This is a genomic window from Dyella sp. 05T440 (assembly GCF_056395965.1).
Window position 1 is genome coordinate 508,397 of the sequence record NZ_JBFTKN010000002.1, and the last position, 21,637, is coordinate 530,033.

Genomic DNA, 21,637 nt, shown 5'->3' on the forward strand with positions numbered 1-21,637 from the left:
CTTTTGCCGGGCTTTTCCTACATCTAACGCAGTGGTTCGATTACTGCTGAACCTGCAACTCCGTACGACGATTGCGGGCGCGACCAGCATCCGTGTCGTTCGTGTCGATCGGATCGTTCTTGCCGTGACCGATCGGACCTTCCAAACGACTTGCATCGATACCGTGCGAGGTCAGGTAGTCGTACACGATCTTCGCACGACGTTCCGACAGACCCTGGTTGTACTCCGCCGTACCCACGCTGTCGGTGTAACCGGCAACGGTGACGTGCACCTGCGGATAACGCTGCAAGGTATCGACAGCCTGGTCGAGCACGGCCAACGAATCCTTCGTCGGCTCAGCCAGCGCCTTGCTGATGTCCTTCTCGCCCTTCTTCGGACGATCGAACTTGAAGTTGACGCCGCGCAGGTCGATGACGACCTTCTGCGGGCAACCATCCGGACCAACGATGGTGCCTTCCGGCAGATCCGGGCACTTGTTGTCGCACAGATTTACGCCATTGCGGAACTGCTTGGAGCAGTCCGGAGCCGGCGGCGGCGGCGGCGGAGCCGGCGGGGCCGGCGGCGCACCGATGCGCGACACGATGCTGAAGCCCAGGAACCAGTCGCCGTAACCACTCTTGTCCGGCTGGGTCTTGTCGTCCCAGTCGTAGCGGTAGCCGCCTTCGAAGCGGACGTCGGTGCTGTCGGTGACGGTCTTGGATACACCAACACCCACTTCAGCCGCCGGCGACCAGCCGTGCTCGAAGTCGCTGATGTGCTGGCTGCCCATCACGCCGCCCAACAGGTACGGACGCCATGCGTTCCAGTCGAGGAAGTAGTAGCGAGCTGCCACGCCGTAGGTGTTGTTCGACCAACGACCGCCGCCGGCAGCGGTATCCACGGTGCGCTTGGTGCGGTCACCGAAGAAATCCAGCGAGAAGTTGGGCGCGAAATAGCGACCAAAGCCAATGCCGTAATAGAACTGGCGGCTATTGGTGTTGCGGTCGGTGTCGTTGTAGTAGCCACCCACCGTCGGCGCGATATACCAGCGGTCGTCGTAGCTGGACGTTTCGGTGGTGGTGACCGGTGCCGCAGTGCCGGTGTTGTCCTGTGCATGGGCGGCGCCTGCGCCGCCCAGGGCCAGGGCAATCAGGATGTACAAGCCCTTACGTTTCATCAGGTGTCTCCTCGTTTATTGGTGTACGCGTCCGTTCACCCCAGACGGGAAAAGCGATCAAGCCTCGATTCCTACTCCTAGTGAATCTCGGACCTGACTTCTAACCTAGTGCTTGTTTACCCGAAACGGGCGCGGAGTAGCTTAGCAAAAGTTAAGCAATTGCAAATCGACCCCAAACGCCCGTTCATTTTCAGCTCACGCCGTCTTTACAGCGTGAAGAAACCAAGGAACTGCTGGATTGGCATGGCGTCTAGCTTAACGGGGTCTGCCGTGGCGTTCAGGATGGTTTTGACCTGGTGGGAGGGCAACTGGCTGCGCATGGCGGCCTCAAACTTCTTTAACAACACCGGGATACCCTCCCCCCTGCGCTTGCGGTGGCCGATCGGGTAGTCGATGGATACCTTCTGGGTGCTGCTACCGTCCTTAAAGAAGACCTGAACCGAGTTGCCGATATAGCGCTTTTCCGGGTCGTAGTAGTCCTTGGTGAACTGTGGATTCTCGCTGACCACGGTCTTTTCGCGCAGGGCGTCGATGCGGGGATCGGCGGCCACTTCGTCGCCATAGTCGTCGGCGGTCAGGCGGCCAAAGATCAGGGGCACGGCCACCATATACTGGATGCAGTGGTCGCGGTCGGCGTAATTGGCCAGCGGGCCGGTCTTGTCGATGATGCGGGCGCCCGCCTCCTGGGTCTCGATCACTACCTTGTCGATCTGCCCAAGCTTGCCGGCGACCGCGCCGTGCAGCTGCATGGCGCATTCCACCGCCGTCTGGGCGTGGAATTCGGCCGGATAGCTGATCTTGAACAGCACGTTTTCCATCACATAGCTGCCGAACGGGCGTTCGAACTGGAAAGCGTTGCCCTTGAAGGCCACGTCGTAATAGCCCCAGGTCTTGGCGCTGAGGGCCGAGGGGTAGCCCACCACCCCGCGGTAGACCGCATTGATGGCATGCATGACGGCCCGACGGCAGGCGTCGCCGGCAGCCCAGCTCTTGCGCGGGCCGGTGTTCGGGGCGTGCCGGTAGGTGCGCAGCGCCCCGTTGTCGACCCAGCTATGGGAGACCGCGGTGACGATCTGCTCCTTATTGCCCCCCAGCATCGCCGTGGCGACGGCCGTGGAGGCCAGGCGCACCAGGATCACATGGTCCTGCCCGATGCGGTTGAAGCTGTTCTTGAGGGCGTAGCAACCCTGGATCTCGTGGGCCTTGATGGCATAAGTCAGTACGTCGCGGACGGTCATCGGCTGCCCGCCCTCGCGCTCGGCCTTGCGACTGAGGTAGTCGGCCACCGCCAGAATGCTGCCCAGGTTATCCGAGGGATGGCCCCACTCGGCCGCCAGCCAGGTGTCGTTGAAGTCCAGCCAGCGGATCTGGCTGCCGATGGCGAATGCCGCCTGCACCGGATCGAGTTCGTGGCTGGTGCCCGGTACGCGGGCACCGCCCGGCAGGTTCGCCCCCGGCACGACCGGGCCGAGGTGCTTGACGCATTCGGGAAACTTCATGGCCATCATCGCCGTCGCCAGCGAATCCAGCAGCATGTAGCGCGCCGTGTCATAGGCCTCGGTGGAGTCGATGCGGTAATCGATCACGTAGTCGGCGACGTCCACCATCGGCTGATCCGGATCGGGACGCTGGGCGGAGCGGATGTCATGCGCACTCATGGGGACCTCGCGGCTGGGGACGATGCTGCATGGAGGATCGGAGCGATCATCGCATTAACTGATAGCCGTCACCCGCAGAACCAGCCTGAGGCGGGTCGGGAACGCTGCGTTACAATAGCCGGCTTCATAGTGCGATTTCGGCCTGCGGTCAGCCGCGCGATTACTCCAGGGTTCTTGATACTTATGAATACCGTCTACCGCCAATCCCTTCCCGGCACGTCGCTGGATTATTTCGATGCGCGCGCCGCCGTGGAGGCGATCGAAGCCGGCGCTTATGACGCGCTGCCCTATACCTCGCGCGTGCTGGCAGAGAATCTGGTGCGCCGCTGCGATCCGGCGATCCTCACCGAGTCGCTCAAGCAGATCATCGAACGCAAGCGCGATCGCGATTTCCCCTGGTTCCCGGCGCGCGTGGTATGCCACGACATTCTCGGCCAGACCGCCCTGGTCGACCTGGCCGGCCTGCGCGATGCGATTGCCGAGCGAGGTGGCGATCCGGCCAAGGTCAATCCGGTGGTGCCGGTGCAGTTGATCGTCGATCACTCGCTGGCGGTGGAGTGCGGTGGCTTTGATCCGAACGCGTTCACCAAGAACCGCGCGATCGAAGATCGCCGCAACGAAGACCGCTTCCACTTCATCAACTGGACCAAGAAGGCGTTCGAGAACGTCGACGTGATCCCGCCGGGCAACGGCATCATGCACCAGATCAATCTGGAGAAGATGTCGCCGGTGATCCAGGTGCAACACGCCGATAACGGCAGGGGTGTGGCCTATCCCGATACCTGCGTTGGTACCGACAGTCATACGCCGCACGTCGATGCACTCGGCGTGATCGCCATTGGCGTCGGTGGTCTTGAAGCAGAAAACGTGATGCTCGGCCGCGCGTCGTGGATGCGCCTGCCCGACATCATCGGCGTGGAACTTACCGGCAAGCGTCAGCCCGGCATCACTGCCACCGACATCGTGCTCGCGCTCACCGAATTCCTGCGCAAGGAAAAAGTCGTCGGTGCGTACCTGGAATTCCGCGGTGAAGGCGCGGCCAGCCTGACCCTGGGCGATCGCGCCACCATCTCCAATATGGCGCCCGAATACGGTGCCACCGCCGCGATGTTCTTCATCGACGGCCAGACCATCGACTACCTGCGCCTCACTGGCCGCAGCGACGAGCAGGTCAAACTAGTCGAAACCTATGCGAAGGCTGCCGGCTTGTGGGCCGACACGCTGGACCATGCGCAGTACGAGCGCACGCTCACTTTCGATCTGTCGTCGGTGGTGCGCAACATGGCCGGCCCGTCGAACCCGCACAAGCGCCTGCCCACCTCTGATCTCGCCGCACGCGGCATTGCCGGCGAGTGGACCGAGCAGCCCGGCCAGATGCCCGATGGCGCGGTGATCATTGCCGCCATCACCAGTTGCACCAACACCAGCAATCCGCGCAACGTGATCGCCGCCGCCCTGCTGGCGCGCAATGCGAATGCGCGCGGCCTGGTGCGCAAGCCGTGGGTGAAGAGTTCGCTCGCGCCCGGCTCCAAGGCGGTGGAGATGTATCTGAAGGAAGCGAACCTGCTGTCGGATCTGGAGCAGCTTGGCTTCGGCATCGTCGCGTTCGCCTGCACCACCTGCAACGGCATGTCCGGCGCGCTCGATCCGGTGATCCAGCAGGAGATCATCGATCGCGACCTGTATACGACCGCGGTGCTTTCCGGCAACCGCAACTTCGACGGCCGCATCCATCCGTACGCCAAGCAGGCGTTTCTCGCTTCGCCGCCGCTGGTGGTCGCCTATGCGATCGCCGGCACCATCCGCTTCGATATCGAGAAGGATGTGCTGGGCCTCGACGCCCATGGACAGCCGGTGACGCTCAAGGACATCTGGCCGTCCGACGAAGAGATCGATGCGATCGTGGCATCGAGCGTGAAGCCCGAGCAGTTCCGCAAGGTCTACGAACCGATGTTCGCGCGCAGCGGCAGCAAAGGCACCAGCGCTGCGCCACTGTACGACTGGCGCGCTCAGAGCACCTATATCCGCCGTCCGCCGTACTGGGAAGGCGCGCTTGCCGGTGAGCGCACGCTCAAGGGCATGCGTCCCCTGGCCGTGCTCGGCGACAACATCACCACCGATCATCTGTCGCCGTCGAACGCGATCATGCTCGACAGCGCCGCAGGCGAATACCTCGCCAAGATGGGCCTGCCGGAAGAGGACTTCAATTCGTACGCGACCCATCGCGGCGATCACCTCACCGCGCAGCGCGCCACGTTTGCCAACCCGACCCTGAGCAATGAAATGGCGGTGGTCGATGGCGCCGTGAAGAAGGGATCGCTGGCGCGCGTGGAGCCCGAAGGCAAGGTGATGCGCATGTGGGAAGCGATCGAAACGTATATGGAGCGCAAGCAGCCGCTGATCATCATCGCGGGCGCCGATTACGGCCAGGGCTCGTCGCGTGACTGGGCCGCCAAGGGCGTGCGTCTTGCCGGCGTGGAAGCGATTGCGGCCGAGGGCTTCGAGCGCATCCATCGCACCAACCTGATCGGCATGGGCGTGCTGCCGCTGGAGTTCAAACCGGGCACCGACCGCAGGACGCTGGGCATCGACGGCACCGAAACCTTCGACGTGATGGGCGCGCGCACGCCGCGTGCGGATCTCACGCTGGTCATTCATCGCAGCAACGGCGAGCGCGTCGAAGTACCGGTGACGTGTCGCCTGGATACCGCCGAAGAAGTATCGATCTACGAGGCGGGCGGCGTGCTGCAGCGTTTTGCGCAGGATTTCCTCGAAGCCTCGCAGGCGGCGTGATCACATGTTGATGCGCGGGGCGGCAACGCCTCGCGCCTGGTGGCTCCTGCGTGCAACGCGGTGAGCCCTGGTCATTACAGGACAATCCATTCATGGCATCGCTTCCCCAGATCCGCATTCCCGCCACCTACCTGCGCGGCGGCACCAGCAAGGGCGTGTTCTTCCGCCTTGAGGACCTGCCGGCAACGGCGCAGGTACCGGGCGCGGCGCGTGATGCACTGCTGCTGCGTGTGATCGGCAGCCCCGACCCGTACGGCAAGCAGATCGACGGCATGGGCGGCGCCACCTCCAGCACCAGCAAGACGGTGATCGTGTCCAAGAGCACGCGCCCGGACCACGACGTGGACTACCTGTTTGGCCAGGTGGCGATCGACAAGGCCTTCGTCGACTGGAGCGGCAACTGCGGCAATCTCTCGGCAGCCGTCGGCCCGTTCGCCATCGCAGGCGGCCTGATCGACCCTGCGCGTGTGCCGCGCGACGGCATCGCCATCGTGCGCATCTGGCAAGCCAATATCGGCAAGACCATCATCGCCCATGTGCCGATGACCGACGGTGCGGTGCAGGAAACCGGCGATTTCGAGCTGGACGGCGTGACCTTCCCCGCCGCCGAAGTGCAACTGGAATTCATGGATCCGGCCGCCGAGGAAGATGGCGCCGGCGGCGCGATGTTCCCCACCGGAAACCTGGTCGACGAGCTGGATGTGCCGGGCGTCGGCACGCTCAAGGCGACCATGATCAACGCCGGCATTCCCACCATCTTCATCGAGGCCGCCGCGATCGGCTACACCGGCACGGAGCTGCAGGACGCCATCAACAGCGACGCCGAGGCGTTGGCAAAGTTCGAGACCATTCGCGCGCACGGCGCGCTGCGCATGGGCCTGATCCCATCGCTGGATGAGATCGCCACGCGCCAGCACACGCCCAAGGTGGCCTTCGTTGCCGGCCCCGCCGATTACGTCGCCTCGAGCGGCAAACCGGTAAAGGCGACCGACATCGACTTGCTCGTTCGCGCCATGTCGATGGGCAAGCTGCATCACGCCATGATGGGCACGGCAGCCGTAGCCATTGGCACCGCGGCGGCGATCCCGGGCACCCTGGTGAACCTGGCGGCGGGCGGCGGCGAACGCCAGGCGGTGCGCTTTGGCCACCCGTCGGGCACTTTGCGGGTGGGCGCCGCGGCGGCGCTGGTGGATGGGTCGTGGACGGTCACCAAGGCGGTCATGAGCCGCAGCGCACGCGTGCTGATGGAAGGCTGGGTGCGCGTGCCGGCAGCTTGACCCACGCACGCCATGGCATCGACAATAGATAAATACTGATCCCAAAAGGGAGTAGTTCAGGACACCGGTTCCATCGGTGTCCTTGCAGTGGTCGTCATCACGAGCGTCAAAAACGCTCCGGTCACTGCGGCGGTTCTGCCGCGAACGAGACTTTTGCAGTCATGACGGGCCGCGCGCGTCCGTCTTGATTGCATTCGTCTTGACGCGCAGAGACCCGCACATGGACCTTGCTGTTACCGAATTCCTCTCCGGCCTGATGGCCATCATCCTGCTCGACCTGGTGCTCGCGGGCGATAACGCCATCGTGATTGCACTGGCTGCGCGCAAGCTTCCCCGCGATATCCAGAGGAAAGCGGTGCTATGGGGCACCCTCGGCGCCATCATCGTGCGCCTGGCGCTCACCGGCGTGGTGGTCTATCTGCTCAAGCTGCCCGGCCTGATGCTGATCGGCGGTGTGTTGTTGCTGCCGATCGCGTGGAAGCTGATGAAGCCGGATGACCACGCGTCGCATCACGTCGGCGCCGCCGGCAGCTTCTGGGCAGCCATGCGCACGATCATTGTTGCCGATGCGCTGATGGGCATGGACAACGTGCTTGCCATCGCGGGCGCCGCCAAGGGTCATATGGCGCTGGTGATCATCGGCCTTGCGATCAGCGTGCCGCTGGTGGTGTGGGGCTCTTCGCTGATCCTGCGGCTGATCGAACGCTTCCCGGTGATCATCTATATCGGCGCAGGTGCCATCGCATGGACGGCCGCGCGCATGATCGCGCACGATCATTGGGTATCGCCGTGGTTCGATGCGCATGAGTGGGCGCGTTACGTGCTCGATGCGGTACTGGTGATCAGCGTGTGCCTGGGCGGTTGGTGGATGCAGCGCCGCCGCCTGCGCGCGCAAGCGTCGGCTTGAGCTGCAGGCACCCGGCGGGCGACACTTCATGGCTGACGCCACCCAAGGAATTCCCATGAAGTTGTACTACCTGCCGGGCGCCTGTTCGCTCGCCGACCACATCGTGCTCGAATGGATCGGCCAGCCGTACGAAGCGCATCGCGTCGCGCGCGAAGAACTGGGCTCGCCCGAGTATCTGCGCATCAATCCCTCGGGCGTGGTCCCTGCCCTGCAGGAAGCGGACGGCTGGGTGCTGACCGAGAACGCGGCCATCCTCAATTACCTGGCGGACAAGTTTCCGCTCGCCGGTCTCGGCGGCGAAGGCGCGCGCGGCCGTGCCGAAGTCAATCGCTGGCTGGCCTATCTCAATTCGGATCTGCATCCGACCTTCAAGCCGGTGTTTCGCCCAGAGCGCTACATCGATGGCGAGCACGCGCAGGAAAATCTTCGCAGCAAGGCGGTCGATCGGCTGCGCATCTACTACCAACGCCTCGATGCGCAGTTGCATGGTCGCGACTGGCTGACGGGCACGCGCTCGTTCGCCGATCCGTATCTGTTCGTGGTGCTGCGCTGGGCCATCGGCAAGGGCGTAGATCTGTCAGGCCTGGACAATCTGATCCGCTTCCATGCACGCATGCAGGACGACGCCGGCGTCAAGGCGGCGATGCAGCAGGAAGGCCTCTGAGCGGGCCTGCGCGCGGGGCTTAGAACATCATCGGCACGCGCACCGTCACCGTCGCATCCGGCGTGTCGCGCGTGACGCCTACGCCCAACGTGAAGTTGAGGGTGCGCTTGTCGCTGAAGCGCCATGAGCCACCGATCAGCAGCGTGCCCAGCACGACCTTGGTCGAACCGGGAACATTGTGATTGTTCTGCTTCGTCGCGCCGACGAAGCTTTGGTCGTAACCAATACTGATCGACGCCTTTTCGTTGAGCGAAAGACCCATGCCGATGCTCACGTCGACGATATCGCCCAGCTTGACCTTGCCCAGATCCTCCGTACCGCCCAGGAGGATTTTGCGGGTCACGTTGTCGCGCGGCACGTTGTAGAGATAACTGAGGTTGCCGAAGAACACCACCGGATCGGTCGGATACAGCCAGGTCACGCCTGGCTGTATCGCCCAGAAGCCGGTACCCACCGGCTGCGACAGGGGCAGGCCCGTGCCGGTGGCCGACAAGTCCACTTCGTTGATCACGTTCTCCACGCAACGCTGCACGCAATCAGTGGTGACCTGGAACGGGTCCCTGCCCGTGTTCGACTTCACGCGCAGCCAGCCCACGTAGTACGCCTTGTCCGGGCCACCGACATTCAACTGGTAGCGCAAGGTGGCTTCGACGTCGCCGAGGCCATGTCCGCTGTTGCCAAACGCCTTGTCGGTGGCGCTGCCGGTGAATATCTCGCGGCTGGTCACGTCTTCATGCGCATAGACATAGGGCACGCGGACTTCCACTTCCATCCGGTTGCTGATGCCGTAGCGGCCGGTCAGCCAGCCCACTTGCGTGGTCGTCCTGACCTGCCGCGCATCGATAAGGCCGATGAGGATGGCCGGAATCACCGTATATCCCACCAGCGCCACGCGATCGACGTTCGAATAGCCGAACTGATACGCCGGCTCGATGATGAACTTGCCCTTGGGCGTGAGTACGCCGGGCTGCTGGAAGATGGGCGCCACTTCCGGCGGACGCGTATCGGCCTTGGGCGCCTCGCCGACCGGCTGTTGCTGTTGTTGCTGGGGTGCGTTGGCTGCCACCGCATCGCCGGCCGGCATCGGTTGCGCGGATGCCATCGGGCCGCCGGCGGCGATGCTGCCTCCACGTTGCTTGTCCAGCACGTCCATGCCTACGGCATGCCGCAGCGATTGATAGTCGGCCTCCTGCTCGGCCAGCGCACGTTTCATTGCATCCAGTTGCGCGATCTGCGCACTGATCTGGCTGCGCATGGCATCGATGCGGTCGCCCTGCTCGGCGACCTGTTTGCGCAAGTCGGCTGGATCGATTGGCGCGGGTTTCGCGGATGGGGCCGCCGCAATGGCGTTAGCCGCTACCGCCGGCGTCGTCCCGGTATTGGCCTGCTGGGACGGCGACTCCTGTTGGGCCGCGACAGGCATGCCGAGCGCCACCAGCCCCGCACATCCTGCCGACCATACGTATCGCAACGCTGAGTGTCGCATCATGCTTCCTCATGCCCGTTGTTCAAATCGCGCAGACGAACGCGCCGCGGCGAGAGCCGCGGCGCATTCGCGGAAAGGTCCAAAGCTTGGCGGTGCGCGTCCCATGTCAGTGCCCCAGGGACTGCAGCTGCGCCTGTTGCAACGCTTCCTGGAGACTTCCTGCCCGGAATGCGTTGAGCGAATTGGTCGCTGCGTTGATCGTGGTGATGTTCTGGATGTTCTGATTGTTCAACGTGTTCTGGATCACCGTGCCGCCCATCTTGCCGGCCAGGGCGGACGGATCGAAACTGTTGTTCGGGCCGATCTGCGTCACTTGCACGGTGTTCAGCGCCGACTGCATGGCCTGCGCCTGTGCTGGCGTCATATGCGCGATGTCGGGCACGTAGAAACTGGTCGAGGACACCAGGTTGCCGTTGACGTAGACCGCGCGATCGATACCGAAGGAGGCCACCAGGCCGTTGCCAAGGTCGAAGCCGCCGCGTGTCTGGTCGAGCGTGTCCTCGCCTACCGGCGTCCAGCCCGGCATATCCTTGGAGGTGGGGATGCCTGCGACCACCGTCTCCAGTGCTGCCGTGGGGGCCGCCGCAGTCGCCATCGCCGGCGGCGACGCCAGGGTGGAAGCACTGTCCTGCGCCTGTGCTCCCACCATCCCCGATACGCATGCCACGCAAAGGACGGCGAAACCAGCGATGTGTGCGAGCGGTTTCATCATCCGTCCTCAAATGTCGTCCGGCCCGTGCTTGGGCATCACGGTGTTGTAGAGACCGTTGCGATCGATCGCGTTGCTGATGGGCGCCGCTGGCGCCACTCTCCAATCGTTGGGACTGTTGAACACGGCCAGGTTGCGACGGTTGTGGATGACGAACACCAGGTCGTTCTTCCACAGCGCCTTGAACTTGGCAGTCGACATCACGCGCGTGCCTAGCGCGGGATCGCCCACCAGCAGCCGATCGTTGCGCATGCCTTTGACGACGACGAAGTGGTGGTAGCCCTTCTCGTCGATCAGCACGATCGCCGGCAGGTTTTCCTGCGCCAGCTTCTCGATGGGCACCTTGAAGCCATCGGCTTCGAAACCATTGGCGGCAAGGAAGCGCTTGATGTCCAGCAGCGAAAAGCCCTCTTTGCTGATCTTGGCCTGGTCGCCGTGCGTGTACATCTGCTCGAAGGCAACCTGCTCGTTGACGGGATAGCCGTATTGATAAGTCAAGAGCGTCGCCACCGCGGCCGATCCACAGCTGAAGTCGTATTTCTGGTGGATGGTGGCCTTGTAGCGGGCCTCTTTGAGGCTCGTCAGATGCACGGTGTAGTTGCCGGGGCCGTTGCTGACCACGCTTACCGGCGTGGACGCATGACTCCCCGGCGGCAGCGCCGCGATGACGATCAGCAGCGCCGCGAGCTTGTTCATTGCTTGAATTCGACGTTGAGTACCGTCGCGTTCTGGATCAGGACGTTGTTGCCCGAATTCTGGATGATGGTCGGGAAACCTGTTGCCCCTGCGACGGATCCACCGGTGATCGTATTGTCGCCCGTGGTGAGATGGTCAGCCGAGTTGTCGGACACGGTGCCCGTAAGATTGGTGTTCTGCACGATCAAGGTGCCGCCGCTGAGCTTCTCCAGCGTCGCGCTGTCGACGCTTTCGCCCAGTCCGGACGCTACGCCCTGGTGATCCACCTCGACCGCCGCGTTGTAGATCGCAAGAGGAGAATCCGCGCCCTGCACCATATACGCGGGAGGAATGCCTGCGTCTTCCGCGCAGACAACCGCAGGAAGAGCGAGCGCGCTTAGCGCGGTGATACCCAGTAGCCACTTGCACGATTGCACGGCACTTCTCCCTCACGCATGAGCTGACCCATGACCGACGCCGATATCGGCGAGGCCATTCCCTTTGAAACCGACACGAGGGAACGCAAGCGTTCCCTCGTGCCAGCCGCCCTATGGCTCAGTGCGCGAAGTTCAGGTTGGCCTGAACGTTGACGCTCTGCTGTACCAGCGCTGCCGCGCCGCTGTTCTGCGCAAGGATCGACACACCGGCTGCCGCCGCTGCCGAGCCGTTCATCTGGTTCGACATATCGAACGCACCAGTCGTCGACGATGCCGTACCGCCTGCGCCGCCAGCACCGCCAGCCGCACCTGCGCCGCCCGTGCCTGCGCCACCAGTATTGGTGCCGCCTGCGCCGCCCGCACCGCCGGTACCTGCCGTAGCGGTATCTGCACCGCTCGTGCCGCCCGTCGCGCTTGCTGAGCCGCTGGTTCCGGTCGGTGATGCTGCACCTGCCGTGCCACCTGCGCCTGCGCCGCCCGCTCCACCGGTACCACCAGTGTTGGCGCCGCCACCTGCCGTACCGCCACCGCCGCCAGCACGATTGTGGTTACGGATGCCACCGGCGTTGCCGCCGTCGCCGCCGTCACCGCCGCCAGCCAACGAAGCACCCCAACCACCGGCGTCGCCCGAATCGGCGCCCGAACCACCGGCGCGACCGCTGTGAGCACTGGCGCGACCGCCATTACCGCCGTCGCCACCGTTGGCGCCGCCGGCCTTGCCGCCGTAGCCCTTGCCGCCATCACCGCCGCTGCCTCCACGACCTCCGTTCGCGTTGCCATCGTTGTAAGACGAATTGCCGATGCCCCACACGGCTACTTTGGTGACTTCGCCGTTGAGGGTGCTGTTCGCTACTGCCTTGCTGGTGTTGAAGGAACTGGCCGTGCCACCGCTGCTAGCGGCTGAACCATTCGCACCAGCCGCTGAGGTGGTGTAGGTGCTGGTGTCAGTCCGTGTACGGGTGCTCGAATCGGTATTAGTAAGCGTGCTTGAACCTTTCGAAGTGTTGTTGTCGTCTGCAAACGCAGGGAGCGTAAGCCCCAGACCCAACACAATCGCGGTCGCTATTAGAGTCTTGCGCATAGTCTTTCTCCTGGAACGATGCGGTGACCCCCTGTGTTGCCGGAGTTGCAAATCCAGCACGCTCTTGTCGCAACATGCGTGCCACGGCTTGTGCACGTCAGCTCACAAACATGAAGACCATGAAATCAGCCACTTGAAGAGAATCACGGAGGCTGAGTTTGACTACGGTCAGGGACCTGGAAAGCAGGACTGCATCAAGGCTGTTACACCGCGTCGTCGAACAGGCCTTGCACCTGGGACATAAACGCTCGTGCATGAGTCTATATTTCAGCGCTTTAGCGCGTGTTGCTGTCTTCTCATAACGCTGTGGAACACATGTATCAGGTGGTTTACACCGACGCATACGAAACCATAGCAATGTCGTACAGGGTCCTGAACCATAACGAAACTTGGAAAGAATGAAGGAGCCTTTCGGCTCCTTCATTCGACATAGGCCTAGGCCGCGATCAACGCTTTTCGATCGGCACGTAGGCCAGATCTTCCGGACCGGTGTAGTTGGCGCTGGGGCGGATGATCTTGCCGTCCTCGCGCTGCTCGATCACGTGGGCGCTCCAGCCGGAGGTGCGGGCGATCACGAACAACGGGGTGAACATGGCCGTCGGCACGCCCATCATGTGATACGCGCTGGCCGAGAACCAATCGAGATTCGGGAACATCTTCTTCTGCTCCCACATCAGCTTCTCGATCTTCTCCGACACGTCGAACAGGGTCGGGTTGCCGCCTTCCGTGCACAGCTTGCGCGAGACCTCTTTGATGATCTCGTTGCGCGGATCGGACACCGTGTACACCGGGTGGCCAAAGCCGATGATGATTTCCTTGCGCTCGACGCGGGCGCGGATGTCCGCTTCCGCCTCGGCTGCATTGCGGTAGCGCGCGATGATTTCCATCGCCACTTCGTTCGCGCCGCCGTGCTTGGGACCGCGCAGCGCACCGATCGCACCGGTGATCGCCGAGTACATGTCCGACCCCGTGCCGGCGATGACGCGCGCGGTGAAGGTGGACGCGTTGAACTCGTGCTCGGCGTACAGGATCAGCGACTTGTCCAACGAATGCGTGCACAGCTCGCTCGGCTTCTTGCCATGCAGCAGGTGCAGGAAGTGACCGGCGATGGACTCGTCTTCGGTCTCCGTTTCAATGCGCTTGCCGTTGTGGCTGAAGTGGAACCAGTACAGCAGGATCGAACCAAAGCTCGCCATCAGGCGGTCGGCGATGTCGCGCGCGCCGGTGACGTTGTGGTCGTCCTTCTCCGGCAGCACGGTGCCCAGCACCGAACAACCCGTGCGCATCACATCCATCGGATGCGTGGCGGCGGGCAGCAGCTCCAGCGCGCTCTTCACCGGCGCCGGCAGGCCGCGCAGGCGCTTGAGCTTGGCGCGATAGGCATTGAGCTCGGCCCAGTTCGGCAACACGCCGTGCACCAGCAAATAGGCGACTTCCTCGAAGCAACCCTTGGCCGCCAGGTCATGGATGTCATAACCGCGGTAATGCAGATCGTTGCCACTGCGGCCCACCGTGCACAGCGCGGTGTTGCCGGCGGCTACACCCGACAGCGCGACGGATTTCTTGGGCTTGGGAAGAGTTTGCTCAGTCATTCGGTACATCTCCTGAAGACATGCTTGCGTCAAACGTGGACGGCACCGTGATGCCGGTTATCTCGATGGGGACGATCAGCTCTTCTTTGAGAAAAGCTCATCCAGGCGGCGCTCGTACTCGTGATAGCCGATGCGGTCGTAAAGCTCTTCACGCGTCTGCATGGTGTCGATCACGTTGCGCTGATGACCATCACGGCGGATGGCCTGATAAACATTCTCCGCCGCCTTGTTCATGGCGCGGAACGCGGAAAGCGGATACAGCACGATGCCTACGCCTGCGCTGGCGAGCTCTTCCACGCTGAACAGCGGTGTCTGGCCGAACTCGGTGATGTTGGCCAGCACCGGTACCTTCACGGCATCGACGAAGCGGCGATAGGTCGGCAAGTCATACGCGGCCTCGGCGAAGATGCCGTCGGCACCGGCTTCCACGCAGGCGATGGCGCGCTCGATGGCGGCGTCCACACCGTCGACGGCAATCGCGTCGGTGCGCGCGATCAGGAAGAAATCGGCATCGGTCTTCGCATCGGCCGCGGCCTTGACGCGATCAGCCATCTCGCTGGTCGACACGATCTCCTTGCCCGGACGATGACCGCAGCGCTTGGCGCCCACCTGGTCTTCGATATGGCAGGCGGCCGCGCCGAACTTGATCAGGCTCTTTACCGTGCGGGCGATATTGAATGCGCTAGGACCAAAGCCGGTGTCGATGTCCACCATCAGCGGCAGATCGCACACGTCGGTGATGCGGCGCACGTCGGTGAGCACGTCGTCCAGCGTATTGATGCCCAGATCTGGCAGACCCAGTGAACCGGCCGCCACACCGCCGCCCGAGAGGTAGATCGCGCGGTAGCCGGCGCGCTTGGCCAGCAAGGCGTGGTTCGCGTTGATGGCGCCGATCACCTGCAAGGGGTGTTCGGCCGCCAGGGCCGCGCGGAATGCCGCGCCAGGGGATGCGATGTGGGCCATGAAACCTCCGCTTAAAGGGGAGATTTTAGCGCAGGGTTTGTAAGGGGGCTGTTGCGCGGCAGCATGAATGGTTTCGAAGGGAGCGTGTAGTGGATTGGGGGGTGGTTTTTTTCTTCGTCGCGCGGCGGGGTGGCGATTTGTTCGTCGTCTGGGCGCACCCCACAAGTGGGGGCGAGGGCCGGCGCTTTTCAACTGCCGAAGGCTGGTTATCCGGAGGCTCGGTTTCTGGTTGTTGCGTTTCCGCCAGGGTGCCGCCTACGACGCGAAGCTAGTCCCTGTGGGACGCGGCGGGCGTTTCGATCGGCTGCCGCCGCTCGAGTCACTTTTCTTTTGCTGGCCCAAGAGATCCCACGGGACTAGCTTCGCGTCGAAAGTAACCCAAAGAGAATGGCTTGATAACGCCCGCAGCATCGTGTTGGGATAAGCCCGAACGCTTGAGGCGAGCTGTTGTGGGACAACCTCCGAGGGTACACAGCGGGTACCTCAATGCGCTGCGCAACGCGCCCGAATCGCTGAGGACTTAAAGCCGGGCCTCGCTGCGCATCGGCTTTAGTCAGCCCTTCTTCCGTCTGCCGCGCCTGCTTGTCTGTGGGAGCGCACCCTGTGCGCGACAGCCACGCTGCGGTGTACCGCTCCGTAGGTTCGTCGCGCACAGGGTGCGCTCCCACAAAGAGCCGATCGATACTGGCTTGCGCGATCCCTTGTAGGAGCGCACTTGTGCGCGACCGCGGCGTCGCAGTGCATCGCTCCGGTTGGTCGCGCACAAGTGCGCTCCTACAAAAAGACCTGCTCGGCCCCGCAACGCCGGGTGTTGGGCTCTTGATGTGGCTCTGCCCCGGGGTCCCCGTATGACGCGGCGGGCGGGTGGAGGAAAGCCCGAAGGGTGGCCGCAGGGATGCGGCCAGTTTTTCGACAGGACAGGGATGTCCTGTCGAAAAACCCCGGAACCCGACCGCGCACATGGAGGGCGCAGCCCGGAAGGCGCGTCATCCGGGGGGCCCTTTCTTTTGGTTACTTTTCTTTGGGCAAGCAAAGAAAAGTGACCCGGCCTCCGGCAGGAGGTCGGAAGTCCGCGGCAGGCGAGCCAGGTCGCGGCAGCGCGACAACTAAATACCGAGGCTCTGGATCCCGGCCTACGCCGGGATGACGAGCAGAACGAAGACTGTGGCACCGCCACACAATGGGGCTAGGTTGGCCCCTCACCCCAACCCTCTCCCCGGAGGGGAGAGGGAGAAACTCAACCTTGATCGGGCCCCCTCTCCAACGCCCTGCGAATCTCCTCCAACGCCGCCGGATCATCCAACGTAGAAAGATCCCCAGGATCCGTGTGCTGCACCAAAGCCTGCAGCGACCGTCGCAGCAGTTTTCCGGAGCGTGTCTTGGGCAACGCATTGACCACATAGATGCGCGCCGGTTTCGCAATCTTGCCCAGTTGATCCACCACGCATTGCTGCATGCCTTTGGCGACATCCACCGAAGCCTCCGTCACGCCTTGCCGCAGCGTGGCAAACACCACCGGTACCTGCCCCTTCACGTCGTCGTGCATGCCGATCACCGCAGCTTCCGCGCAGGCGGGATGCATCGCCACGGATTCTTCGATTTCGCGCGTGCCCAGGCGATGTCCCGCCACATTGATCACATCGTCGGTGCGGCCAAGGATGGTGGTGTAGCCGTCCTCATCGCGAATCGCCCAATCGAGCGAGCTGTACAGCAGTTCCTTGAAGTGGCTGAAGTAGCTGGCCACGTAGCGTTCGTCGTTGCGCCATACCGTGGTCAGGCAACCGGGCGGCAGCGGAGGAACAAATACGAGCACGCCCTTCTGGTGCGGTGGCAGTTCCTCGCCGGTGTTCTCGTCGATCACCTTCATGCGATAGCCGGGGCTGGGCAATCCGGGCGAGCCGAATTTCAGCCGCTTCAGGTCCAGGCCTGGCATCAAGGTGATCGCAGGCCAGCCTGTTTCGGTCTGCCAGTAGTTGTCGATCACGGGTACGCCCAGGCCTTCGGTGGCCCAGTGCGCGGTGGGTTCGTCGAGTGGTTCGCCGGCGAGGAACAACCAGTGCAGTTTCAGCAGGTCGTACTTCTTGAGCCAGCTCGGATCCTGTTTCTTCAGCACGCGCAATGCGGTGGGCGAGGAGAACATGCTGTGCACGCCGTAGCGTTCGCACAGACGCCACCAGATGCCCGGATCGGGGTGTGCCGGCAGACCTTCGTATAGCAACGACGTGGCGCCGCCGATCAGCGGCGCGTACACGTTGTACGAATGGCCCACGGCCCAGCCCACATCCGAGGTGGAGAACATCACCTGCCCCGGCTTGATGTCGAAGATCGCGTCGATCGACATCGCCATGGCGACAGCGTAGCCGCCCACGTCGCGCTGTATGCCCTTGGGTTTGCCCGTGGTGCCCGAGGTGTAGAGCAGGTAGCTGGGCTCGTTCGATTCCAGCCATACCACGGGCACTTCGGCGCCCTCATAGGAAGCGCGCAAACTGGCGTAGTCGAGATCGCGTCCAGCGACACGCGTCATCTGCGGATCGAGTCCACGATCGATGATGAGCACGTTTGACGGCTGGTGTTTGGCTTCCTCGAGCGCCGCATCGACCAAGGGTTTGTACGGGATGATCTTGCCGCCGCGCATGCCCGCGTCGGTGGCGATCAACAGCGCGGGCTCGGCATCGTCGATGCGCAGCGCGAGGTTGTGCGCGGCAAAGCCGCCGAACACCACGGAGTGGATCGCACCCAGTCGCGCGCAGGCGAGCATGGCGAATACCGCTTCGGCGATATTGGGCAGGTAGATCACCACGCGATCGCCCTTGCCCACGCCCAGGGACGCAAGCACAGCAGCGAAGGTATTCACTTCGCGATAGAGATCGCGATAGCTGAGCTCGCGCGTGATACCGGTTTCGGTGGAGATCGCGACCAGCGCGAGCTGGCCGCCGCGCTCTTCAAGATGGCGGTCGACGGCGTTGTAGCAGAGATTGGTGGTGCCGCCGACGAACCATTGCCGGAACGGCAGACGGGACACATCGAGGATGCGCTCGGGTGGCGTATGCCAATGGATGCGCTGCGCCTGTTCAGCCCAGAACGCTTCGGGCTGCTCTATCGAACGCTGATAGAACTCCTCATAGCGCATCGCGATCACCCTCGTTTCAACGGCTGATCGTTCTAGCCTAGATCAGCGCCGCCCCACGGGCTTTGCGACCTTGGTCGAGTCGTGCGTGGATGATCGCCATGCGCGTCGATCATCCACGCGCATGGCTCACAGGCAGGACACCGCCGCGTCGCGATAGGCGGAGTTGTAGTCCTTCTTCATGTCCTGGCCTTCGTACATCACGACCAGGGCGCCGGTACCGTCGGCGGTCACGTTGATCAGCTCGTGCGCGCCCTGCTTGTCGTTGCCCGACAGCTCGCCCGACTGGTCCTTGTGCGACATGCTCACTTCAGCGGTTTCAGCCCACTTTGCGCGCACGCATTCCAGATAGGTCGGAATGTCCTTGTTGGTACGGCTGCTCATCTTCGGCGTGGTGTCGCGCAGGCCGTGGGTGCCACCGCAGGCGGTGAGCAGGGCGCAGAGGGAAAGGGTCGCAAGAAGTCGCTTCATGTCTGGGTTCCGGTCAGTGCTCCGCCGATTCTACCGTTCCTAGGGCACGCCGCCAGCCACCCCCCCGGGGAAATGGCTGCCCTGCCCCCAAAAAGAAATGGGCAGCCGAAGCTGCCCATTCCATCATCGACGCTTGCGCGTGCGACTTACTTCTTGGCGAACAAGTGCTCGACGCCGGCGCGCTCTTCGCGCAGTTCCTTGTTGGTGGCGTCCATGCGGGCACGCGAGAAATCGTTGATTTCCAGGCCCTGCACGATGGCGTACTTGCCGTCCTTCACGGTCACCGGGTAACCGTAGATCACGCCCGGCTCGATGCCGTACGAACCATCCGACGGGATGCCCATCGAGGCCCAGTCGCCTTCCGCGGTGCCCATCGCCCAGGTGCGCATGTGGTCGACGGCAGCCGAAGCAGCCGAAGCGGCCGAGGAAGCGCCGCGCGCCTTGATGATGGCGGCGCCGCGCTGCTGCACGGTCGGGATGAAATCGCTCTCGTACCAGGCCTGGTCGACCAGCGACAGCGCCGGCTTGCCGCCGACGGTGGCGTGGTGCAGGTCCGGGTACTGGGTGGAGCTGTGGTTGCCCCAGATGGTCATCTTCTTGATGTCGGTGCTGTGCTTGCCGGTCTTCTCGGCCAGCTGCGACAGCGCGCGGTTGTGGTCAAGGCGGACCATCGCGGTGAAGCACTTCGGATCGAGATCCGGTGCGTTCTGCTGGGCGATCAGCGCATTGGTGTTGGCCGGGTTGCCGACCACCAGCACGCGCACGTCGCGCTTGGCGTGATCGTTCAGCGCCTTGCCCTGCGGGCCGAAGATGGCGCCGTTGGCTTCGAGCAGATCCTTGCGCTCCATGCCCGGGCCGCGCGGACGCGCACCCACGAGCAGCGCGTAATCGACGTCCTTGAAGGCGACGTTGAGGTCGTCGGTGGCGACCACGCCGGCCAGCGTCGGGAACGCGCAATCGTTGAGTTCCATCACCACGCCCTGCAGCGCAGGCAGCGCCGGGGTGATTTCCAGCAGATGCAGGATCACCGGCTGATCCGGACCCAGCATGTCGCCCGCGGCAATGCGGAACAGCAGGGCGTAACCGATCTGGCCGGCAGCGCCGGTAACGGCAACACGAACGGGGGCTTTCATCGGAGAAACTCCTTCAACTTGGCTAACGTACAAAAGACAAGGCCCACGCCATGCGGCGCGGGCCCAAGACCATCAGGTCAGTTCTGCAAAGAACGCCTGGATGCGTTCCAGCCCGGGCTGCAATTGTGCCGTTGGGCAGGTATAGGAAATGCGCAGGGCACGCGGCTCGCCAAACGCCGAGCCCGGCACGCAGGCCACGCCCACCGCTTCGAGCAGCACGGCGCACAACTCGACGTCGTCGTTGATGCGCACGCCCTTGTAGCTCTTGCCGAATGCCACGGAGATATCGGGGAACGCGTAGAACGCGCCCTGCGGATACGGGCACACCACGCCGGGAATCGCACGCAATGCGTTGACCACGATGTCGCGCTTCTCGGCAAATTCCTTGCACTTGGCCTGCGGAATATCCTGCGGTCCGGCAAACGCGGCGACGGCAGCGGCCGTGATCACTTCGGGCAGGCTGGTGATGTGGTTGGAGTTGAGCGTGGTGATGGCCTTGGCCACGATTTCCGGTGCGGCAATCAGGCCCACGCGCCAGCCCGGCATGCCATAGGTCTTGGACACCGAGTCGACGAAGATCAAACGATCCTTCAGCTCCGGCCTGGCATGCACGAAGTTGTGATAGCCGATGCCGTCGAACACCATCGAGTTGTAGATGTCGTCGGTGATGATCCAGGTGTCCGGATACTTCGCCAGCACCTCGGCCAGCGCAGCGATTTCATCGCGCGTATAGACCATGCCGGTGGGATTGGACGGGTTGTTGAACAGGAACACCTTGGGCTTGCGCGCGAGCGCCGCATCGAGCTGCGCCGGCGTGAGCTTGTAGTTCTGCTCGGGGCCGCAATGCAGGATGTTGGCCTTGGCGCCCAGGATGTCGGCGATGTCGCGATAAGTGGTCCAGAACGGTGCGGCGAAGCAGATTTCATCGCCTTCGTTCAACAGCGCTTCGCCCAGGTTGTACAACACCTGCTTGGCGCCGATACCGATCGAGAGATTCGCGCGGCCGTAGCCGGTGAAGCCGAGTTTCTCGATATGCACCAGGAAGGCATCGAGCAGCGCATCCGCACCGCGGTTGCTGCCGTACTGGCCGGAATCACGCTGCAGCGCTTCGCGTGCGGCGGCATACACATGCTCGCCAGGTAGAAAATTGGGAACGCCAATCGAGAAGCTGATGATGTCGCGACCGGCAGCCTTGAGCTGCTTGGCCTTTTCGGCGATGACCATGATCGCGCTGGGCTTGGCGCGACCGACACGCTGGGCAAGCTGGGGCATGACTTCCTCGTGTATGGGGAACGAAGACAGCAAACTCCACGATTTTAGCATGTGGAAGCGTGCTGTCCGACGCCTCCGCTTTACCCGATGGTCGAAGGCCCCGCCCGTGCGAGACATCGTCAGGCCCATGCCAGTGACGTTCGTCACTTGCAAAACCGTGCCGTCAACTGGCTGATCTGCCTATGGATTGGCGCACGATGTAAGCCTAGATTCGACCCACCAATGGCCGCCAAGGA

General features: G+C 63.3%; 17 protein-coding genes. 4 read left to right on the forward strand and 13 right to left on the reverse strand.

Annotation, left to right across the window (positions count from 1 at the left end; genetic code table 11):
• Positions 1–40 precede the first annotated feature (40 nt).
• A complete protein-coding gene (locus tag AC1DE1_RS04095; RefSeq protein WP_441603562.1) occupies positions 41–1,156 on the reverse strand; it encodes an OmpA family protein in 1,116 nt (371 codons plus the stop codon).
• Positions 1,157–1,362: 206 nt separating this feature from the next.
• Positions 1,363–2,814, reverse strand: a complete 1,452-nt coding sequence (locus tag AC1DE1_RS04100; protein WP_477177612.1) for a bifunctional 2-methylcitrate dehydratase/aconitate hydratase — start codon at positions 2,812–2,814, stop codon at positions 1,363–1,365.
• A 183-nt stretch (positions 2,815–2,997) separates the two neighbouring features.
• On the opposite strand from AC1DE1_RS04100, the gene acnD reads away from it, so the two are divergent.
• The 4 genes from acnD to AC1DE1_RS04120 all read left to right on the forward strand — a co-directional run bounded on the left by acnD (position 2,998) and on the right by AC1DE1_RS04120 (position 8,455).
• On the forward strand, positions 2,998–5,607 hold the full coding sequence (acnD, locus tag AC1DE1_RS04105) for a Fe/S-dependent 2-methylisocitrate dehydratase AcnD (protein WP_477177613.1): 2,610 nt from the start codon (positions 2,998–3,000) through the stop codon (positions 5,605–5,607).
• A 92-nt stretch (positions 5,608–5,699) separates the two neighbouring features.
• Positions 5,700–6,884, forward strand: a complete 1,185-nt coding sequence (gene prpF, locus AC1DE1_RS04110) for a 2-methylaconitate cis-trans isomerase PrpF (RefSeq protein WP_441603565.1) — start codon at positions 5,700–5,702, stop codon at positions 6,882–6,884.
• A 220-nt stretch (positions 6,885–7,104) separates the two neighbouring features.
• Positions 7,105–7,791 carry a TerC family protein gene (locus AC1DE1_RS04115; RefSeq protein ID WP_441603566.1) on the forward strand — a complete coding sequence of 229 codons (687 nt, stop codon included), beginning with the start codon at positions 7,105–7,107 and terminating at the stop codon, positions 7,789–7,791.
• 55 nt (positions 7,792–7,846) lie between these two features.
• The gene (locus AC1DE1_RS04120; RefSeq protein WP_477177615.1) at positions 7,847–8,455 is read left to right on the forward strand and encodes a glutathione S-transferase family protein; all 609 of its coding nucleotides are present in this window, start codon (positions 7,847–7,849) and stop codon (positions 8,453–8,455) included.
• 19 nt (positions 8,456–8,474) lie between these two features.
• On the opposite strand, the gene AC1DE1_RS04125 is transcribed toward AC1DE1_RS04120, so the two are convergent.
• The 11 genes from AC1DE1_RS04125 to AC1DE1_RS04175 all read right to left on the reverse strand — a co-directional run bounded on the left by AC1DE1_RS04125 (position 8,475) and on the right by AC1DE1_RS04175 (position 21,401).
• Positions 8,475–9,878 (reverse strand): coiled-coil domain-containing protein, encoded by a 1,404-nt coding sequence (locus AC1DE1_RS04125; RefSeq protein ID WP_477177616.1) that lies wholly within the window; start codon positions 9,876–9,878, stop codon positions 8,475–8,477.
• A gap of 169 nt (positions 9,879–10,047) precedes the next feature.
• Positions 10,048–10,650, reverse strand: coding sequence for a hypothetical protein (locus tag AC1DE1_RS04130; protein WP_477177617.1), 603 nt, complete (start codon positions 10,648–10,650; stop codon positions 10,048–10,050).
• 9 nt (positions 10,651–10,659) lie between these two features.
• Entirely contained in the window at positions 10,660–11,346 is a 687-nt protein-coding gene (locus AC1DE1_RS04135) for a C39 family peptidase (protein ID WP_477177618.1), read from the reverse strand.
• Positions 11,343–11,762, reverse strand: a complete 420-nt coding sequence (locus AC1DE1_RS04140) for a hypothetical protein (RefSeq protein ID WP_441603571.1) — start codon at positions 11,760–11,762, stop codon at positions 11,343–11,345. Before AC1DE1_RS04140 ends, AC1DE1_RS04135 begins: the two co-directional genes overlap by 4 nt.
• 118 nt (positions 11,763–11,880) lie before the next feature.
• Entirely contained in the window at positions 11,881–12,843 is a 963-nt protein-coding gene (locus AC1DE1_RS04145) for a hypothetical protein (protein ID WP_441603572.1), read from the reverse strand.
• A gap of 446 nt (positions 12,844–13,289) precedes the next feature.
• Complete coding sequence (gene prpC / locus AC1DE1_RS04150; protein WP_441603573.1) at positions 13,290–14,435, reverse strand: bifunctional 2-methylcitrate synthase/citrate synthase; 1,146 nt, start codon at positions 14,433–14,435, stop codon at positions 13,290–13,292.
• A gap of 75 nt (positions 14,436–14,510) precedes the next feature.
• Entirely contained in the window at positions 14,511–15,398 is an 888-nt protein-coding gene (gene prpB, locus AC1DE1_RS04155) for a methylisocitrate lyase (RefSeq protein WP_441603574.1), read from the reverse strand.
• A gap of 1,237 nt (positions 15,399–16,635) precedes the next feature.
• Positions 16,636–18,537, reverse strand: coding sequence for a propionate--CoA ligase (gene prpE / locus AC1DE1_RS04160; protein WP_477177550.1), 1,902 nt, complete (start codon positions 18,535–18,537; stop codon positions 16,636–16,638).
• Between the two features lie 117 nt (positions 18,538–18,654).
• Positions 18,655–18,996, reverse strand: a complete 342-nt coding sequence (locus AC1DE1_RS04165) for a hypothetical protein (RefSeq protein WP_477163789.1) — start codon at positions 18,994–18,996, stop codon at positions 18,655–18,657.
• A 146-nt stretch (positions 18,997–19,142) separates the two neighbouring features.
• On the reverse strand, positions 19,143–20,129 hold the full coding sequence (locus tag AC1DE1_RS04170; protein WP_046972585.1) for a malate dehydrogenase: 987 nt from the start codon (positions 20,127–20,129) through the stop codon (positions 19,143–19,145).
• 72 nt (positions 20,130–20,201) lie between these two features.
• Positions 20,202–21,401, reverse strand: coding sequence for an aminotransferase class I/II-fold pyridoxal phosphate-dependent enzyme (locus AC1DE1_RS04175; protein ID WP_477177549.1), 1,200 nt, complete (start codon positions 21,399–21,401; stop codon positions 20,202–20,204).
• Positions 21,402–21,637: the final 236 nt, after the last annotated feature.

Excerpts from the sequence above, each read along its gene's own strand:
- acnD (WP_477177613.1), top strand. The coding sequence starts at position 2,998 with ATGAATACCGTCTACCGCCAATCCCTTCCCGGCACGTCGCTGGATTAT.
- AC1DE1_RS04165 (WP_477163789.1), bottom strand. The coding sequence starts at position 18,996 with ATGAAGCGACTTCTTGCGACCCTTTCCCTCTGCGCCCTGCTCACCGCC.
- AC1DE1_RS04125 (WP_477177616.1), bottom strand. The coding sequence starts at position 9,878 with ATGCCTGTCGCGGCCCAACAGGAGTCGCCGTCCCAGCAGGCCAATACC.
- prpC (WP_441603573.1), bottom strand. The coding sequence starts at position 14,435 with ATGACTGAGCAAACTCTTCCCAAGCCCAAGAAATCCGTCGCGCTGTCG.
- prpF (WP_441603565.1), top strand. The coding sequence starts at position 5,700 with ATGGCATCGCTTCCCCAGATCCGCATTCCCGCCACCTACCTGCGCGGC.
- AC1DE1_RS04175 (WP_477177549.1), bottom strand. The coding sequence starts at position 21,401 with ATGCCCCAGCTTGCCCAGCGTGTCGGTCGCGCCAAGCCCAGCGCGATC.
- AC1DE1_RS04120 (WP_477177615.1), top strand. The coding sequence starts at position 7,847 with ATGAAGTTGTACTACCTGCCGGGCGCCTGTTCGCTCGCCGACCACATC.
- prpB (WP_441603574.1), bottom strand. The coding sequence starts at position 15,398 with ATGGCCCACATCGCATCCCCTGGCGCGGCATTCCGCGCGGCCCTGGCG.
- AC1DE1_RS04135 (WP_477177618.1), bottom strand. The coding sequence starts at position 11,346 with ATGAACAAGCTCGCGGCGCTGCTGATCGTCATCGCGGCGCTGCCGCCG.
- AC1DE1_RS04095 (WP_441603562.1), bottom strand. The coding sequence starts at position 1,156 with ATGAAACGTAAGGGCTTGTACATCCTGATTGCCCTGGCCCTGGGCGGC.
- AC1DE1_RS04130 (WP_477177617.1), bottom strand. The coding sequence starts at position 10,650 with ATGAAACCGCTCGCACACATCGCTGGTTTCGCCGTCCTTTGCGTGGCA.
- AC1DE1_RS04170 (WP_046972585.1), bottom strand. The coding sequence starts at position 20,129 with ATGAAAGCCCCCGTTCGTGTTGCCGTTACCGGCGCTGCCGGCCAGATC.
- AC1DE1_RS04100 (WP_477177612.1), bottom strand. The coding sequence starts at position 2,814 with ATGAGTGCGCATGACATCCGCTCCGCCCAGCGTCCCGATCCGGATCAG.
- AC1DE1_RS04115 (WP_441603566.1), top strand. The coding sequence starts at position 7,105 with ATGGACCTTGCTGTTACCGAATTCCTCTCCGGCCTGATGGCCATCATC.
- AC1DE1_RS04145 (WP_441603572.1), bottom strand. The coding sequence starts at position 12,843 with ATGCGCAAGACTCTAATAGCGACCGCGATTGTGTTGGGTCTGGGGCTT.